Source organism: Sphingomonas sp. DC4900, assembly GCF_049896485.1.
GTDB classification, from domain to species: domain Bacteria; phylum Pseudomonadota; class Alphaproteobacteria; order Sphingomonadales; family Sphingomonadaceae; genus Sphingomonas; species Sphingomonas aquatilis.
This window is the reverse complement of the sequence record NZ_JAFCUK010000006.1, coordinates 189,432-207,080: the sequence shown is the minus strand read 5'-3', so window position 1 is coordinate 207,080 and position 17,649 is coordinate 189,432. Positions and strand designations below refer to the sequence as shown.

Sequence of the window (17,649 nt, the reverse complement as noted above, 5' to 3'; positions counted from 1 at the left end):
ACCGCTCTCGCCACACCACAGATCGAGGAGGTACCGCCCCTACAGATTACACCCAAGGCCGCCTGAACGATGCGGCCCGGTGGCACACCTGAAATTACACCACGTTGACGGACACGACCATGGCACGATCCACTACAGACAGGCCGTAGGAGCCGCACAGAGGGTCAAAGCGGTGCTGTCTGCGGATGAGGTCCAGTTACTGCTCACCGCCGTCTTATGACCCGTAGGAAAGGGAAGCGCCCGGTCGCTATCCACCTTGATAGCTGGTCCGCTGCGCACCCTGTCTATAACGCTATCGTTATTGCTTAACGAATTGAAACCACTCGCGGTAAGAACCGTGAAGCCGCAAGAACCCTATGACCAGCCCAAGCGGAGGGTCTTATGAAGCGTAAGTTACAAATCGTCGCACTAGCGACCGTGATAAGCAGCGCGGCTCCGGCCAATGCGCAGTCGATTGTCGACAACTTCAATTCGCTGAAAGCCAGCCTAAAGGCGTTAGGCAGGAAGCCTTCGGCTGCACCGGCGGCTTCGTTGAACGCCGACCAAGCCCAACAGCCGGCAGATGCAGATGCGGAACCTGCGCTTATCGGAGATAGCCTAATTGCTGACGATCCGTCAGACACGGCACTGGAAGGTGTGGCGCTCGCGCCTCGCCAGATCAGCACATTCGATCTGCTCGGATTTAAGCTTGGTATGTCACCGCGCGAAGTAGGACGCGTAGCAAGGAAGCGGAAAGTCTATCAAAGCCGTGACCCGCAGCTTCAAGGCTCCTTCGAGGTTCAGGCGACGGCGCTCGCCAATGAACGTCTAAGTCGCTCGGTTTCTGCGCGCTCAAAATCAAACCCGAAATTTGTGTACGGCATCACGAAAGATCGAGGTCAAGTAAATTTTGAGTTTGCTCCTGAAGCGAGCGGCCCTAAGCTTGAACTTATTACTTATACTGCCTTGTTAAACGGGCAAACCAAGTCGCAGGTGCAAGCGGCTTTGACAGCAAAATATGGCGTCCCCGAAGTGAGCGCGCTTGGAAAGCTATTTTGGTGTCAGGGCATGAGAAACTGCCAGTCAGCATCAGGTGATACGTTTAGCGTGTTCTTTGGTGAGACAACGGTGGATATGGCCCTATCGCGCTCTAACCAATATCACGATCAAATTAGGGCGTCGTTGAACGCCCGCGCGAGCCAGATCGCGGCGCAAAAGGGAAAGCCCGTAGCTTTCTAAATTCCCTCGGTCGCCCCATCTTTGCCTTTGCAGGGGTGTGGCGACCTACTGGCGATGGCCCTGCCTATGCATTTATGACGACGGGCTATGGTGGCGATCCCGCAACGCATTTGGTCGGGGCGATCCATCCGAAGGCAATACCGGTCATCCTTCATGATGAAGACTACGACAATTGGTTACAGGCCCCGGTCGAGGAATCATTGACGTTGGCTACGGCTCATCCGTCGCAATTGATGGCTGTAGCCTGATAAGCGGCCGACTGTGGTTCCGGAAGGTGACGGGGATCAGCGGCTTTGCTCCCTACCGGATCACTGGTGACAACGATCCGGGCGATCACCCGTCGACAGACGTATAGCGTAAATAGTTCGAGCGCACACTGTCCAACTTCTATGCATGCATCGCTTTGCTTTCTTTGCGGCATCCTTGGGTTTGGATTTCGGTCACAGCATAGCCCTGCGGATGCTGATGGCAAAATGCCGCAATATTACGCCTAAAATCGTCATCGCCTGCTTTAGGCTACCCAACTACCTGACGCCGCGTTTCGGCGCTGTACGGTCGAAAAAACGCCCGATCTGCGTGATTTTGAGACCATCGGGGCTACGGAAGGCGAAGCTACCGTCATCGGTACGTTGCCCGGCTTTATTTCGTGCGGTTGGTCGGCGGCGCCTACACGGGGCGTATGCTATTGGGGGTTAACTGCTATAGCAGAACGGCTGGCCCAAAGGCTTGGACGAGATCATCCGATCAACCGTCACCTCGGAAGCCCAAAGACCCATATGACCTGAGCCGTTGGGATTGTTGATGCTGTGGCCGCTGAACGTCACCAGGAATGGGTACGTCAAATAGCAGCGCCTCCCTTGATCGTAGCGGTCCTTATCAGACATATTGATAAGCTGGCCGGGGCGTAGCTGATCAGGATGGTAGTCGAGCCAAGCAGATTTGTTATAGGGCGGGCGACTTTTAGGAATCTCTGTCGCCCCCTCTAAAAAGCTAGAGCCCTCAAACTCGTATAACCACACACCAGAGAACTCGCGCATAGCGCTCTTCTCTACGGGTTTAGAACACCCGAAAAGTGCAAGGCTTAGGGCAAGAAAACGAATGTAACGGCTTGTCACCCATTGAGCGTATTCCATAATTCCGAATGTCCGCAAGTGGGCGTAAGCGAACGCGGGTATCGAGCGGATATTTTGACCATAGCCGCTTTCAGAATCGACGATATTCTGCGGTGCTGAGAATGCAGCGGCGGAGGGGGCCTTCCGTCATTCGACGTCCGCTGATGGGAGGAAAGCGGAACAACCACTTTCAAGGGTGAAACTCCCTCTCGGCCCTTCGTTCACGTAGGTGACGGGGTTCAGCTATGCATCTCATGGGCGGGTCATGAAAAAAGTCACGGCCGATCGCCGTGGCGCCGTGTACGATTTACGCTAGGGTATCGAATTCGTCGGGCTGTACGATCGTTGAGGTTAAAGTGGCTAATCGATCAGAAAGATCTCGTGCACGAGCGGAGCGGCTTAACAAGTTTAGTATGAGCGTCCAAGTCCGATCGGATGTCCCCGGAATGCGGCACGTATATAACGCTATACGTGCGCGTGAGTTTAGCGCAGACGAGAAGCGCAAGGTTAAGGAGTACGCCAAGCGTGGAGCGGCTTTAGCTGCGGTTCAGCGCTCCGGAGGTTCAGGTCTCTATGTCGACAGCTATCTGCGACATTTCGTCTCTGAGTACAACGGACGGCTGCTCCAGGGAGAGGGCATGCACATGCCCTCGTCATTTAATGTCGCGAGGGCATTTCTAGACCCTGCGGAGGATGCCTTTGTACTAAAATTGCTGCCGCAGCAGGAAAACGTAATTTCATTTAGCAGAATGCTGGACAATATTACCGATCCTTCAGTTGATACATCTTTAGCAAACTCTTCAACCCAAATGGATGAGCTGACCATCTATGAAATGAATATGCTTGGGGGGCATGCGGAGTTCAAGATACCTGGCAGTGCGCAATACGTCTTTTGCGGTGTAGGTTGCTGCAAGGACTCGGGCGAGATTACATTGATGGGCGTTTTCGGGCGGGAGAACCCGAACCCTGTAAGGTCTAGAGAAAAGTTGGACCCACTCTATCTGCATCCTGAAAAGTCATTTTTGAAGCAGCATGCCGAGGCCGCTGATCTCAGCGACCAACCGCTGTTCGGGGATGAGGGCTATCAGCCGATCATTCTGCTGGCTCGGGTGGATGTAGAGGCTGGAACCGTGCAGTCACGCATGGTGCTTGAAGAATTGAAGGATACATTCAGCGTTTCAACGGACGATCCGGAGGATATAACTTACGTCCTTAACCAAAAGGATGACTCGTCTAAAATCGTTGCGAAAATGATACAGCGGATTGAGACATACGCGCCTCTCTTCGAACTTTTGTTCGCCGTACCAAGCTGCTTTCCATTGATGGACGGCGACGATGTTGGAATAGAGCGGCATCCAACAGGGTTGCGCCTGGACCCCACCGGGATGGACGCAAAGTCTGCGTCGATACTGTCGGTGAGGGAGGCTCCACGATACGTAAGCGTGAACACGCTTTACGATCTGGGCAGCAGGAAGCCCGGACCTCGTCATATCGCTCCGTCGAACCTTAAAATTGAAACGGCAGGTTACTGGAAAGCCCTTGACCTCACCAAAAGTGGATTGGACAAAGTTGGGAACCCCATTCAGGGCAAGACATGGGTCACTAGTCAAAAATCTTGGATCGAGAACGAACGCGTTGAAAGCCTTTCACCGTATGACAAGCCTTCAACAATTGAGCCTTTGCACGATATAAATGATGAGGGTTGGCTGTATGTGATGAGGAACGCGTCGCACGGCCGTGATATCTATAAGATCGGATTCACGACACGGTCGGTTGAGGAGAGAGCGGCGCAACTTAGCAACACCAGTGGACAGCCCGACTTCTTCAATATCGTCGAAAGTTGGAACGTGCGGTCCCCTCGTACAATCGAGCATGAGGTTCATGAGATACTCAAGGATTACCGCGTTAACCGGCGACGAGAATTTTTTCAGTTGAAGTATGATAAAATCAGGTCTGTCATTCGGCGTGTCCTTGATAGCGCTGGCGCCGAGATTTGAGGAAAACGTCTAGTCAGTGCGGAAATATCAGTCGCATAACGCTACCTGAACCAACATCCCTTTTTTGACTGCGTTAAGATGCGGTAAGTGACCGGGTATGGGCGAAAGCGGACATTCGGCGGCGCGCTTTGGTCTTGCCACCAATGCTTGTAATTTACAGGGGCAATTTGGCCCTATTCTCGATCATAGAACGTCGATGCGCCAGTTAGGCTACCCAAGTACCCTCCGACCGCTTTTTGCGTTTCTATGCTCGTTTTTGGCGCCAAAAAGCGGTCACACGCATAGTGCCTTCTGGTTGGGCAACGCTAGAGCGCCTGCATGGGTTGGCTATTTGCCATCGCTCTCGATCTCGTATCGGATATTTTTGGCTACCAGGTTGGGCGTGGTAAACCGTGGTGGGTAGAGTGGCTTGCGTCCGCCGGGTGTTTCACCGTCCTCGCTATATCCGTCGCAGCGAATTGGCTTCTCCTTCGCTAATCGAACGTCCGAGGATTGGGGGGAAGCGGTTGTTGCGCCCGACAGCCCACTACTGCATCATCTAGGGCATGCTCGATTTTGCATGCTGGTTTTGCGGCGAGGGGATTGATCGCGATGACAACTCCGCGCTCCTCGTGAGCGTCGAGAACCTCTGGCGTTGGGCGGAGGGTAAACGTGGTAAGGCCGACCCTTTCCAAAACCTCTACGCCCATTCGCGCTGCGCCGAGTTACGAATGACTGGCGCAACCATGAGCCTAGAGCCTTCCGCGTTGAGAGAGGATGGCTGAATGTCCGCAAGTGGGTGGAGGCGGACGCGCCGCTATGGCGTCCTCCGGCGTCGTTTCAGCATGATGCCGAACGTCAGCGCGCCGCAAGCTGTAGCTAGGTACAGACTGCCCGCGACAATCCCCAAAGCCGATTGCCCATCGTTTGGCGGTTCATGCATATACCAATAGGTGAGCGCTGCCTTCGCCGGGAAGAAGGTGACGACCCCCGCGACAGCACCCCAGAAAATGGCAAGGCCAAGCCGTCGCAGCGTCATTATGGCAGATTGATAGCATCCGCGGGTGTCCGCAAGTCGGTGCGAACAAATAGTCAGCCGATTTTTGTGCGGCGCCACCGCCGGTAGGCGAATAACCAGACGAGTAATGCAACGGCAGTTTGAAAAACTATCTCAAACCAGAACAAACCTGGTCGACTTGCTCTGTACGACGGCCCGCCGGTTTTGTGATAGGCGACCCCTGATTGTAATTCCCACGCTATCAGCAGGCTTATAGCCGTCGCGAATACGCACACGATCAACCAGCCATGCTTATTCCAGACAGTCTGCACCATCGTTCGGCTAACCTACTTGCTGCGCCAATATCCGATGATGGGTCGGTTGAAGGCCATCGGCATTTGCAACATCAACCATCACGCACGCCCCACTATTGGCCATAGCGGACATGAAGCCAATCAACCACGATCCAGCACCGACAAGGCTGCGCACAACCGCCGTCAAAGCCTATGGTGCCAAAAAGGCGGAAAAAAGCGCCTAAAATGCGCCTCCTTTGGTCAAGGGCTACCCAAGTATCTGAAACGGTCTTTCAGCGCTCTACGGTCGCGAAATCCCCGTTTTTAGCCGTATAATCGCACATGCTGACCGATATGTAAGTCGGAAAGACTAGTTGCGTCCTCATTGATTGATAAATCATATAGTCACATTTGTATATGTTTAATCAAATAATACACAAGTTAAACCTATATAGCGTAATTATTCGCTATTTACACAGGCGGTTGCTCGATGTATCATAATCGCGAGACTTAGCCTTGAGACGGCTTTGACCTCTGTTTCAATCCGCAACTTTGGTTAGCGAAGGCATCTAGTGCCGATATGCTCGAAACCGGTAATGACAGATACGCCAACCCGTTGATTTGCTCAAGCTGCTTTGGAGGAACTTACAACCTTCCGCCTCCCCCGATCGCTTACAACCTGCGTAGGGGATAATCCGGCCTAATCGAAAGATAGGGTGATACATGTCCTTGTGCATTCATAAGGTATCATACGCGGGCTGGCCCCCGTTCGTCCCTTTCAAGGGGATGGCAAATAGGTAGCCGGGATAAACAAAGCACGTAGGTTTAGGGAATATTTCGCTTGATACCGCATATTCAGTAATATGCAGCTATTAACATCTATCATTTGGTATTGTTGTTCGTAGTGTATCACCCTAGCGGAAGGTAAGATCGCGCACGTAAGGTTTTAACAAAACCTGCACCGCAAATAGCAGTACAGGCCTCGTGCGTATATCTAGTTACAAATCGTGAGGTTCCGATCGGTAATGATTACGAACTGGTTGTCGCCAATCAATACCTTGTAATTCCGGCTAGTCACCTCCGCAATTAGATCAGCTACGCTCAAATGATTGGGCAACGTCGCAATGCTTCTGCGAACAACCCCCGTCTTTTCGGCAGTCTTATTGTTAAGAATACTATCGATGTACTGTGCGGCTGTTCTCTTTTTCCTGGTCGTCATATATCTCATATCCTACTATTATTCTCGCAGAGCAAGCCAGGCAACAATATCGCTCAGCCTCCAAGCTACTGCCCTTGTGCCAATCTTGATTGGTTTCGGAAACAAGCTCTTTGCCATGTAGGAATAGATGCTGCTACGACAAAGACTAGTCATCATAATAACATCTTTTATCCTTATAACGCGTTGCTTCACTGCCACCTCTCATAATTGACGTGGGCTAGCTATGATCGCGCAAAGCAAAGCGCAATGACCTAAGCGTCCGCTTTGGACATAGTCAAAAAGTTTAGAGCATAAGAAAAAATCTAGCCGTCTTCTTTACACAGCCAAAAGAGATTTATTATTAACTTCATTGCCTTAGCGAAGGGCATTTGGCAGGTGTTGCAGGACAGACACACATCAGTTTTTTATTTCTGTGTACGCTGCCCAGTCTTTCATAAGCGCCCGCCGTTTCTCAAACAGGTCGCTGCGGGCATAAGCCGCCTCTGCCTTGTCCTGTATGACATGCGCCAACGCGAATTCGATGACCTCGCGGGGATGCGCCGTCGTTTCACCAGCCCAATCGCGAAACGATGACCGGAAGCCGTGGGGTACGGCGGCGATGCCAAGGTCCTTCATTAGCTTGGACAGCGTCATATCGGACAAAGGCTTCGCATCCTTTGTGCCCGGAAACACGAGATCGTCTGCGTCCCGCTTCAACGTCTTTGCCTTGGCAAGGATCGCGAGGCACCGCGGTGAGAGCGGCACCCGGTGATCCTTCTTTGCCTTCATACGGCCAGCGGGAATCGTCCAAACGGCTTTAGCTAGGTCAAACTCGCTCCATACGGCTTCGCGCGTCTCCGCAGATCGGGTTGCCGTTAAGACGAGGAATTCGAACGCCAGCTTCGTGGTAACGCCAGCGTCGCTATCCTGTACCTTTCTAATCGCGCTGCCGACCTGATCGTACGGCAGAGCCTTGCGGTGTACCGTCTTGGACCGGTCGTGCTTGGGCAACGCCTTCGTGATCGTCTCCGCCGGATTATCTGTTCGCCAGCCCTTCGCCATAGCCCACTTGAACACCGACCCGATGCGCTGCCTGACCCGGCTTGCGGTTTCCGGCTTCTCGTTCCAGATCGGGGACAGAGCAGCTAGAACGTCGGCGCCGCCGACATTATCGATGCGCTTCGATCCAAACACCGGAAACACATAGGTCGTCATGGTGTTAATCCACTGATCGCCGTGTTTCTCATTGCGCCAAGTGGGCTTGGTGAGTTCGTGAACTTGGCGCGCAGCTTCTTGGAACGTCAAGATGGCCGTAGAGCGCCGCTTAGACTCTATAGGGTCATCACCCGCCCTAGCCACCTTTCGGTGCTGTAAGGCGACTTCACGGGCTTCTGCGAGGCTAACTAGACTGGCAGAACCCAACCCAATGTCCCGTCGCTTGCCGTGAATGACAATGCGCTGCACCCAACGCCTAGCGCCGGATGCATCCACCTTTAGGTACAGCCCGTGACCATCGCTGTAGAAACCGGGGTCCTTTATCGTGCGTACGAACGCGGCGCTAAGCCGCTTCTCTTGGTGGCGTCCTGCTGGCTTGATACCGCTCATTTGACCCACATAGCGACCAACATAAAAGTTGGGAATATGCTGGACTGCATTGGCCCCCGTCGGACAAAACTCTTTACTAAGATACTGATACTGAACGACTTATAGGATAGCCTTGGACGTTGCTGGAATGCAGGCGGGCGGACTCCGTCTCCGCCACTTGCTTGTCAGGTGGTTCGTTCAGCCGACGATGAGCGGCGGCGTGTATCTCGTTCGAGACGACGATAGGCCACGTTCCCCTCGGAACATGGCCTATCGTCGTATTGGGCCCCGCCCGGTCAGAAGCGCAAGCTGAGCCAGCCGGCGAGGAAATCCGAACTGCTGTAGCCGGCGTTCTTCAGCGCCGGACCCGCCATCAGATGTTCGTAGCGGCCGGTGACGCTGACGCGGGGCGAGATCGTCCAGACCGCCTGTAGGCGCGCGGTGTCGGCGATCTTGCGGCCCGGGACATTCTGCGTGCCGGCGAAGGCGGTGCCGTTCGCGCGATACACCGCATCGCGGACCGTATCGCGCCAGCTGAGCTGATATTCCGCCGACAGGCGCACGGTCTTCAGCGGGTTGAAGGTGAAGGTCGGCGCGAGCGCGATCAAATTGGTCGGCGTCGCGTACAGCTGGTAGCTGTAATAGATGTTGTTGCCGAAGGGCGCGAGCGCGTTGCGCAGCGTGCCGCCGGTATAAGCGCCGCCGCCCGACGCGTAATCGGCGTGGAAGCCGATACGGGGCGCGCTGCGGTCCTTGCCCAGGCGATAGTTCTGCGCGAACAGCAGCAGCCAGGCGCTGATCGGTCGACCGTCAAAATGGCCGCCCTGATGATTGACCGTCCAGTCGAGGTTGACCGGGCCGATGTCCCCCAGCGTATGCAGGCCGTAGAAGAAGCGTTCCTCGCGCGTCGTCGTACGGCCCCAGGTGGCGGCACTATTGCGCAGCCGCCAGAAGAACGGGTCGAGGTAAAGCTTCGACCCGCCGAACAGCGTCTTGGGCAGGACGATACCGCCCGAAATGCCCGAGAAGCGACGGCCGCGATCGCTGATGTCGTCGCCGGTGCCGCCGACGCCCAATTGGGTCGTATGGAAATCGAACAGGTCGACGCGCACCTGCTTCGCGCGCGCCCAGGCGCGGGTGCCGTTATAGACGGTGAAGATCGTGTTGTTATCACGCGGCACGACCATCAGGTTCGGACCGTCGGCGAAGGTCTGGCGACCGTAGCGGATGCCGACGTCGGCTTGCGCGACCGTGCCGGTGAGGTCGACGAACGATTGCTGGACGACCAGATCGTTGCGCATCTGCGGGGTGATCGTACCGAGATTCTGGCCGGCGAGGCCGCCATGCGCCAGTTCGCCAAACAGACGGACGTGGCTGCCCAGATGCAGATCGGCGCCGCCGACGATGCGCGTGATGTCCTGCCGCTGCGCCTCACCCGCGCGCAAATTGGGGTTGGTCGTTTCGTTGACGCGGAAGCGCAATTCGCCCGACAGCGTCAGATAGATGTCGCCCTTGCCGTCGAGCGGGATGAACTTCATCCGGTCGAGGATATCGTCGCGCTTCTTGGGGTCGCGATAGCGGCGCCAGTCCTCGACCCAGCGCGACTGGTTGTAGCCGCCGCTGGTGACGCCGTCGCCGATCGCTTCGGCGGGATAGGCTTCGGAGACGGGAGAGGCCGGAACCTGATTGCCCCGCTCCTTGGGCGGTAGCGCCTGTACGGCGGGAGCGGCAGCGGTCGCGGGGGTAGTTGCGGCAGCGGGGGCGGCGGGGGTTTCGCCCAGCGCCGGGGTGGCGGCGAGAAGGGCGAGCGTGGCGGTGGCGACCAATTGGCGCGCGATGTTCGACATGGGATCGATCTTTCGGTCGGTGGTGGGACGGCGGCGCATCACGGGCGCCGCCGTCTGGTGCGGTCATTCGGCCGCGACGGCACCCGCGGGCAGATCCTCGACGCGGGGCAGACGACCGGCCACCGCCAGGTCGAACTGCTGCTGGTCGAACTTGCCCTCCCACCGCGCGACCACGACGGTGGCGACGGCGTTACCGATGAAATTGGTCAGGCTGCGGCATTCCGACATGAAGCGGTCGATGCCCAGGATCAGCGCCATACCGGCGACCGGCACCGAGGGGACGATCGACAGCGTTGCGGCCAGCGTGATGAACCCGGCCCCGGTGACGCCCGCCGCGCCCTTCGACGAGAACATGGCGACGCCCAGCAGCAGCAATTGCTGGCCGATCGTCAGGTCGACGTTGCACACCTGCGCGATGAACAGCGCCGCCAGCGTCATGTAGATATTGGTGCCGTCGAGGTTGAACGAATAGCCGGTCGGCACGACCAGGCCGACGATCGACTTGGGGCAGCCCGCGCGCTCCATCTTTTCGATCAGCGCCGGCAGCGCGCTTTCCGACGACGAGGTGCCGAGCACCAGCAGCAATTCCGCCTTCAGATAGCGGATCAGCGTGAAGATCGAGAAACCGGCGAGCTTCGCGACGATGCCGAGGACGACGACGACGAAGAGGAAGGAGGTGAAGTAGAAGCTGCCGACCAGCCAGGCGAGGCCCTTCAGTGCCACGATCCCGTATTTGCCGACGGTGAAGGCCATCGCGCCGAACGCACCGATCGGCGCGACCTTCATGACGATGCCGACCAGCTTGAAGAAAGCGATCGACACGTCTTCGAGCAGGTCGAGCACGCGGGCGCCGCGATCGCCGACCAGCGCCAGCGCCACGCCGAACAGGATCGAGACGAGCAGGACCTGGAGGATGTTACCTTCCGTCATCGACGACAGGAACGTGTCGGGGATGATGCTCATCAGGAAGCCGACCAGCGTCGTTTCATGTGCCTTTTCGGCAAAATCGGCGATCTTGCTGGTATCGAGCGTCGCGGGATCGATGTTGAGCCCCGCGCCCGGTCGGACGACATTGGCGACGACCATACCGATGATCAGCGCCAGCGTGGAAAAGAACAGGAAGTAGATGAACGCCTTGCCCGCAACACGGCCGACCGAGGCGAGATCGCGCATCCCGGCGATGCCGGTGACGATGGTGAGGAAGATGACCGGTGCGATCACCATCTTCACAAGCTTGATGAAGGCATCGCCCAGCGGCTTGAGCGCTTCGCCGGTGGTGGGCGCGAAATGGCCGAGCAGCACGCCCGCGACGATCGCGGCGAGCACCTGGACATAGAGGTGGGCGTACCAGGGGCGTGCCGCGGGCGGAACCGCGTGCGGCGTTCCGCTGGTGGCCGGATAGATCGTCATGGATGCGGCTCCTCTCGAATGACCCGCGTACGTCGCGGTGTGGTTGGGTCGAGTGTTGCCGGACGCGCCGCGCGGACTGAAACAGTGCACCGCGTATATTTTAATCGTTTTTTTTAGTGACTTAGCGTAGATCATCCGCTGCGCGACGTGTCACTATTCGCCTCCCCCAGACCGTCCAGTGCCGAAAATTGCACACGCGCCGTCACCGGCGTACGGTGCCGGCATGCGGGATTCGAGAATCGTGCGCCGGATCGGATGGGTGCTCGCCGCGCTGGCGGCCAGCGTGCTGGCGGCACTGGCGATCGGCATGGTCGCCGAACGCAACGCGCGCGCGCGGTTCGAGGCCGCGCTGACCGCCGACGTCCGCCTGCGCCAATCGCTGCTGACCAGCGAGATCGCCCGGTTCCGCCTGTTGCCCGAAGCGTTGTCGGACGATCGCGATGTCGTGGGCACGCTGGCGGGCATGCCCGGCATGGCGGCGGCGCTGAACCGGAAGCTGGAGGGGCTGGCCATGAGCACCGGCGCGGCGGTGATCTATGTCATCGACCGCGACGGCAACACGCTGGCGGCGAGCAACTGGCGCATGCCGGACAGTTTCGTCGGCAACAATTATCGCTTCCGCCGCTATTATGCGCAGGCCGCGCGGACCGGTCAGGCGGAGCAGTTCGCGCTTGGCACCGTCAGCCACCGGCCGGGCCTGTACCTGTCCAGGCGCACCCGCGACGGCGGCGTCGTGGTGGTGAAGCTGGAGCTCGACCGGGTCGAACGCGAATGGCGGCAGGCCGGCGGCATCACCTTTGCGACGGGGCCGCAGGGCGTCATTCTGGTCACCAGTCGCGGATCGTGGCGTTTTGCCGAGACACGCCTGCTGGCGCCCGCCGCCGCCGCGGCGGCCCGCGCCGACTTCGGCATCGCGGCGCTGGGCCCCCGCCCCTGGCGCGATGCCGACGGCCGGCTGACCGATGGCGCGAGCGGCGAGACGCTGATGATGGCGACCAGCCCGGCCGATGCCGCCGGCTGGCGGGTGACGCTGGCGATGCCGACGCGCGGCGCGATCACCGCGGCGATGCGCAATGCCGCCGGCGCGGCGGCGCTGGCGATGCTGGCGCTCGTCGCGATGGGCTGGGCGTTGCGCGAGCGTGCCCGCCGCCGCGCGGAACGGACCGAGGCGCTGGAGGCGGCGGTGGCGGAACGCACCGCGGACCTGAGCCGCGAGATCGCCGAACGGGCCGCGGCGGAGGCACGCGCCGACGACCTGCGCGAGGGGCTGCGCCAGGCGAACCGCCTCGCCGCGCTGGGCCAGATCACCGCCAGCGTCGCGCATGAAACCGCGCAGCCGGTCGCGGCGATCCGCACCTATGCCGCCGCGGGCGAGGCGCTGCTGGATCGCGGTGCGCTGGAGGAGGTGCGCGGTAACCTGCACGCCATCGCGCGGCTGACCGAGCGGATCGGCGCGGTGACGGCCGAACTGCGCGGCTTTTCGCGCAAGGGGTCGGGCGCGATCGGTCCGGTGGCGCTCGCCGAGGTGCTCGACGGCGCGCGGCTGATCCTGAAGGAACGGTTGGCGCGCGTCGCTGTGCGCTGGCCCACCTTGCCGCCCGGCCTGCTGGTGGTCGCCGGTCGCGTGCGGCTGGAACAGGTGGTGGTCAACATCCTGCAGAATGCGGTCGAGGCGCTGGATGGCCAGCCGGCACCCGCGATCACGATCTCGCTGGACGATCAGGGCGAGTGCGTGGTGCTGACGATCGCCGATACCGGCCCCGGCATCGCGCCCGATATCGCGGAACGGCTGTTCACCCCCTTCGCCACCAGCCGCCCGACCGGTCTGGGGCTGGGGCTGACGATTGCGCAGGATATCATGCACGACCTTGGCGGATCGCTGCGGCTGGTGCCGAGCGCGCAAGGCGCAGCCTTCGCCATCGCGATGCGGCGCGCATGAGCGAGATCACGCCCCGCGTCGCGCTGGTCGACGATGACGACGATCTGCGCGCCGCGACCGCGCAATGGCTGTCCCTGGCCGGCTTTACCGTCGACAGTTTTGCCGCCGCGCCGCCCGCGCTCGACGCGCTGGGCGCCGACTATCCGGGCGTGGTGGTCAGCGATATCCGCATGCCGATCATGTCCGGGCTGGAGCTGTTCGCGACGCTGCACGCGCGCGACCCGGCGCTGCCGGTGATCCTGGTGACGGGCCATGCCGATGTGGCGACCGCGGTCGGCGCACTGAAGGCGGGCGCGTGGGATTTCCTCAGCAAGCCGTGCGATCCCGATGCGCTGGTCGCGGCCGTCGGCCGCGCCGCGACGGCGCGCGCGCTGACGCTGGAGAACCGGCGATTGCGCGCCGCGGCCGAGGAGGCGGAGAGCGGCGGCGTCGCCGCGGCGCTGGTCGGCCGCAGCCCGGCGATCCGGCGGCTGCGCGAAATGGTGCCGGTGCTGGCCAATGCCGACATCGACCTGTTCATCGAGGGCGAGACGGGCACGGGCAAGGAATTGCTCGCGCGCCTGATCCACCGGGCCGGGCGGCGCGGGCGGCACCGCTTCGTCCCCGTCGCCTGCGCCGCGATTCCCGAAGAGCTGATCGACGGCGAGCTGTTCGGCCCCGGCGACACGGGCGTCATGGCGTCGAGCCGGGGAACGCTGTTCCTCGACGATATCGATCGCGCCTCGCCGCGACTTCAGGCGAGGCTGGTGCCGCTGATCGAAGAGCGCGCCGTGCGGACGGGCACGCGGGCGCCCGCGCCGATCGATCTGCGTATCATCGCGGCGGGCGGCGAAGCGGGTGAGCATGGGCCGGCGGCGATCAGCCCCGAGCTCTTCTATCGCCTCGCCGCGGTCCGCCTGCGGCTGCCGCCTTTGCGCGAGCGGCGCGAGGACATCCCCCTGCTGTTCGCGCATCTGGTCGACGCGTCCGCCGCGCGGCTGCGCATGCCGGTGCCGCCGCTGACCGCGATGGCGCGCGAGCGGCTGGCGGAGCATCACTGGCCGGGCAACGTGCGGGAGCTGGCGCATTTCGCCGATCGCGTCGTGCTGGACCTGGAACCGGGCGATGGCGCCCCCGCCGTGTCCTCCGCGACGCTGCCCGACCGCGTCGCCGCCTTCGAACGCGAAGCGATGGTGGAGGCGATCCGCGCGGCGGGCGGTGACGCCAGCATTGCAATGGAGCGACTGGGGCTGCCGCGAAAGACCTTCTACTACAAGGTGCAGCGGCATGGCATCGACCTGACCGCGCTACGCCGGGGGCTGCGCGGCGATTAGGGGCACATTCGTCCAATTCGCTGCGGCCGCGGTCATCCACGCATAGTCGGCCCGAACCTCTAGGCGACGCCAGAGACGGCATCGCAGAACATCCCCGATCGTCATTGCGAGCGCAGCGAAGCAATCCAGAGCCGGATCAGGACGCCCTGGATTGCTTCGCTGCGCTCGCAATGACGGAGCACATCGCTCTCATCCCACGACGTCGCCCCGCCGCTGGTGAAAACGGGTGTCCTGCACACCGGCCATGGCGTCGCGCGGCGCGATCGGGCAGACAGCGGGCATGGCGGGGGACGGTCTTGATGGGCAGGCGCGATCGGACGGTGCGCCGTCGGCCTCTGCGCCGACCACAGACCCCGACGCCGATCTGGTCGCTGCGGCGATAGCGGGGGATCGCGACGCGTTCGGTGCGCTGATCGATCGGCATTACGACCGGATCCACGCGCTCGCCTGGCAGCTGACCGGATCGCGCAGCGATGCGGAGGATATCGCGCAGGACGTCTGCTGTGCGCTCGTCCGGCGGATCGGCAGCTTTCGCGGCGAGGCGCGGTTTTCGACGTGGCTGTGCGGGATCACCTTCAACGCCTGCCGCGATGCGCGCCGCCGCGGCCGGGCGTTTCGCGGGCTGACCGAACGGCTGGCGGTGATCGCCGGGATCGGGCGCGGCGGCGACCATGCCGACCTGCACGATGCGATGTGGGTGAAGAGCGCGGTGATGAAGCTGCCCCCCGCCTATCGCGATGCGGTGGTGCTGGTTGCGGGGCAGCAGCTGACCCACGCCGAGGCAGCCGCGATCCTGGGCGTCGCCGAAGCGACGGTGTCGTGGCGCCTGCACGAGGCGCGCAAGCGGCTGGGCGGGGGCGCGTAAAAAAATGCACGGATGCTCCCAAGGATCATGCGGGCTGCCGCGTCGAAGGAACAGGCGGACGATGTGCCGCCGGTTCTTCGAGGAGACTGCCATGACCCGTGCCCGCTTCGCCCGCCCCGTCCTGCTCGCCGCCCTGGGCCTGCCCGCGCTGTTCGTCGTTGGATGTGCCGATACCACGCGGCGGACCGGCGCAGAGAGTCCGACGCCTGTCGCGCAGGAGGCGGCCAACGATATCGTCCTGACGGGATCGCGCGTCACCGCCCCCAACGAGCCGGCACCGCCGCCCCCGCCGCCGCCGCCTCCTGTGCCTGCACCGGTCATGATGATGTCGGCGCAGCGTATCGGCATGCCCTTGCCGCCGCACGCGCCGCCCTTTTCGATGACCGGCCGCGACCGCTTCACGCCGATTAAGCAGAATGCCTTCCAGCGCGTCGCCGAGGCGCCCGTCTCCACCTTTTCGCTCGATGTCGACACCGCGTCCTATGCATTCGTGCGTGCGTCTTTGAACCGCGGCACGCTGCCGCCGCGCGACGCGGTGCGGACCGAAGAGCTGGTGAACTATTTCCCCTATGACTATGCCCCCGCGAAGAGCGCGGCGGAGCCGTTCAGCACCGATCTGTCGGTCTTTCCCAGCCCCTGGGCGCCGGGGCGGCTGATCGTCCGCGTCGGCGTGCGCGGCTATGACCTCACCCGTACCACGCGGCCGCGCGCGAACCTCGTCTTCCTCGTCGATACGTCGGGATCGATGATGGAGCCCAACAAGCTGCCATTGGTGAAACAGTCGCTGCGGCTGCTGCTCGACAGCCTGGGCGAGAACGACCGGGTGGCGATCGTTGCCTATGCGGGTCAGGCCGGCACCGTGCTGGAGCCGACACCGGCGAGCGACCGGACCCGTATCCTCGCCGCGCTCGACCGGCTGGAAGCGGGCGGCAGCACCGCGGGGGCGGAGGGCATCCGCCAGGCCTATGCGCTCGCCGAACGCGACTTCGATCCCAAGGGCGTGAACCGCGTGATCCTGGCGACCGACGGCGATTTCAACGTCGGCATCACCGATCAGGATCAGCTGAAGGGCTATATCGAGGCGGAGCGGACGAAGGGCGTGTATCTGTCCGTGCTCGGCTTCGGCATGGGCAATTACAACGATGCGCTGATGCAGACGCTGGCGCAGAACGGCAATGGCGTCGCCGCCTACATCGACACGCTGAACGAGGCACGCAAGACGCTGGTGACGGAGGCGAGCTCGTCGCTGTTCCCGATCGCCAAGGACGTGAAGGTGCAGGTGGAGTTCAATCCTGCCGCGGTCGCCGAATATCGACTGATCGGATACGAAAACCGGCTGCTGGCGCGCGAGGACTTCAATAACGATAAGGTCGATGCCGGCGATGTCGGCGCCGGGCGGACGGTGACGGCGCTGTACGAAGTGGTGCCGGTCGGCGGTCCGCGCACGGTCGATCCGCTGCGCTATGGCAAGAACGCCAAGGCCAGCGCGGCAAAGGCGCGCGCCGCCGAGCTGGGCTTCGTCAAGATCCGCTACAAGCTGCCCAAGGCGTCGACCAGCCGGCTGATCGCGCGGCCGATCCCGACCGCGCATGCCGCACGGTTCGCCGATGCCCCGCGTGACGCGCGCTTCGCCACCGCCGTGGCAGGGTTCGCCGAGCTGCTGCGCGGCGGCACCTATGAAGGGCGGTTCGGCTATGACGATGTCGCGCGCATCGCGGTGGGGGCGAAGGGGGCCGATCCGTTCGCCTATCGCGCCGAGTTCATCGACCTCGTCGGCAAGGCACGCGCCGCGCAGGCGATGCCGCCGCTGGTGCGCTGAGCGATGGCGGGCGGCATTGACGCTTCCGGTGGCCGCGTCGATGCCGCTATAGCCGGGGGGATGGCGCGCGTCCTTCCC

11 protein-coding genes are annotated in these 17,649 nt (G+C 61.2%); 6 read left to right on the top strand and 5 right to left on the bottom strand.

Annotated features, from left to right (window positions below; genetic code table 11):
• Positions 1 to 381: 381 nt before the first annotated feature.
• Positions 382 to 1,218 (top strand): hypothetical protein, encoded by an 837-nt coding sequence (locus tag ACP690_RS09555; RefSeq protein WP_426260956.1) that lies wholly within the window; start codon positions 382 to 384, stop codon positions 1,216 to 1,218.
• A gap of 692 nt (positions 1,219 to 1,910) precedes the next feature.
• Here the strand turns inward: ACP690_RS09555 and ACP690_RS09550 are convergent.
• A complete protein-coding gene (locus ACP690_RS09550) occupies positions 1,911 to 2,255 on the bottom strand; it encodes a hypothetical protein (RefSeq protein ID WP_426260955.1) in 345 nt (114 codons plus the stop codon).
• 488 nt (positions 2,256 to 2,743) lie between these two features.
• Between ACP690_RS09550 and ACP690_RS09545 the strand changes: the two genes are divergently transcribed.
• Entirely contained in the window at positions 2,744 to 4,327 is a 1,584-nt protein-coding gene (locus ACP690_RS09545; protein ID WP_426260954.1) for a GIY-YIG nuclease family protein, read from the top strand.
• Between the two features lie 2,506 nt (positions 4,328 to 6,833).
• On the opposite strand, the gene ACP690_RS09540 is transcribed toward ACP690_RS09545, so the two are convergent.
• From ACP690_RS09540 to ACP690_RS09525, 4 genes are all read right to left on the bottom strand, one after another.
• A complete protein-coding gene (locus tag ACP690_RS09540; protein ID WP_426260953.1) occupies positions 6,834 to 7,007 on the bottom strand; it encodes a helix-turn-helix transcriptional regulator in 174 nt (57 codons plus the stop codon).
• Between the two features lie 204 nt (positions 7,008 to 7,211).
• On the bottom strand, positions 7,212 to 8,399 hold the full coding sequence (locus ACP690_RS09535; RefSeq protein WP_426260952.1) for a tyrosine-type recombinase/integrase: 1,188 nt from the start codon (positions 8,397 to 8,399) through the stop codon (positions 7,212 to 7,214).
• 275 nt (positions 8,400 to 8,674) lie between these two features.
• Positions 8,675 to 10,225, bottom strand: a complete 1,551-nt coding sequence (locus ACP690_RS09530) for an alginate export family protein (RefSeq protein WP_426260951.1) — start codon at positions 10,223 to 10,225, stop codon at positions 8,675 to 8,677.
• Positions 10,226 to 10,288: 63 nt separating this feature from the next.
• Positions 10,289 to 11,635: a dicarboxylate/amino acid:cation symporter gene (locus ACP690_RS09525; RefSeq protein WP_426260950.1), complete on the bottom strand. Its 1,347-nt coding sequence runs from the start codon at positions 11,633 to 11,635 to the stop codon at positions 10,289 to 10,291.
• Positions 11,636 to 11,858: 223 nt separating this feature from the next.
• Here ACP690_RS09525 and ACP690_RS09520 point away from each other — a divergent pair, with 223 nt between their 5' ends.
• The 4 genes from ACP690_RS09520 (at position 11,859) to ACP690_RS09505 (ending at position 17,571) form a co-directional block, all read left to right on the top strand.
• Positions 11,859 to 13,574, top strand: a complete 1,716-nt coding sequence (locus tag ACP690_RS09520) for a sensor histidine kinase (RefSeq protein WP_426260949.1) — start codon at positions 11,859 to 11,861, stop codon at positions 13,572 to 13,574.
• Entirely contained in the window at positions 13,571 to 14,887 is a 1,317-nt protein-coding gene (locus ACP690_RS09515) for a sigma-54-dependent transcriptional regulator (protein WP_426260948.1), read from the top strand. The genes ACP690_RS09520 and ACP690_RS09515 overlap by 4 nt, the downstream gene beginning before the upstream one ends.
• Positions 14,888 to 15,131: 244 nt before the next feature.
• A complete protein-coding gene (locus ACP690_RS09510; protein WP_426260947.1) occupies positions 15,132 to 15,752 on the top strand; it encodes an RNA polymerase sigma factor in 621 nt (206 codons plus the stop codon).
• 91 nt (positions 15,753 to 15,843) lie between these two features.
• On the top strand, positions 15,844 to 17,571 hold the full coding sequence (locus ACP690_RS09505; RefSeq protein WP_426260946.1) for a vWA domain-containing protein: 1,728 nt from the start codon (positions 15,844 to 15,846) through the stop codon (positions 17,569 to 17,571).
• Positions 17,572 to 17,649 lie beyond the last annotated feature (78 nt).

Excerpts from the sequence above, each read along its gene's own strand:
- ACP690_RS09555 (WP_426260956.1), top strand. The coding sequence starts at position 382 with ATGAAGCGTAAGTTACAAATCGTCGCACTAGCGACCGTGATAAGCAGC.
- ACP690_RS09550 (WP_426260955.1), bottom strand. The coding sequence starts at position 2,255 with ATGCGCGAGTTCTCTGGTGTGTGGTTATACGAGTTTGAGGGCTCTAGC.
- ACP690_RS09545 (WP_426260954.1), top strand. The coding sequence starts at position 2,744 with ATGAGCGTCCAAGTCCGATCGGATGTCCCCGGAATGCGGCACGTATAT.
- ACP690_RS09535 (WP_426260952.1), bottom strand. The coding sequence starts at position 8,399 with ATGAGCGGTATCAAGCCAGCAGGACGCCACCAAGAGAAGCGGCTTAGC.
- ACP690_RS09530 (WP_426260951.1), bottom strand. The coding sequence starts at position 10,225 with ATGTCGAACATCGCGCGCCAATTGGTCGCCACCGCCACGCTCGCCCTT.
- ACP690_RS09525 (WP_426260950.1), bottom strand. The coding sequence starts at position 11,635 with ATGACGATCTATCCGGCCACCAGCGGAACGCCGCACGCGGTTCCGCCC.
- ACP690_RS09520 (WP_426260949.1), top strand. The coding sequence starts at position 11,859 with ATGCGGGATTCGAGAATCGTGCGCCGGATCGGATGGGTGCTCGCCGCG.
- ACP690_RS09515 (WP_426260948.1), top strand. The coding sequence starts at position 13,571 with ATGAGCGAGATCACGCCCCGCGTCGCGCTGGTCGACGATGACGACGAT.
- ACP690_RS09510 (WP_426260947.1), top strand. The coding sequence starts at position 15,132 with ATGGCGTCGCGCGGCGCGATCGGGCAGACAGCGGGCATGGCGGGGGAC.
- ACP690_RS09505 (WP_426260946.1), top strand. The coding sequence starts at position 15,844 with ATGACCCGTGCCCGCTTCGCCCGCCCCGTCCTGCTCGCCGCCCTGGGC.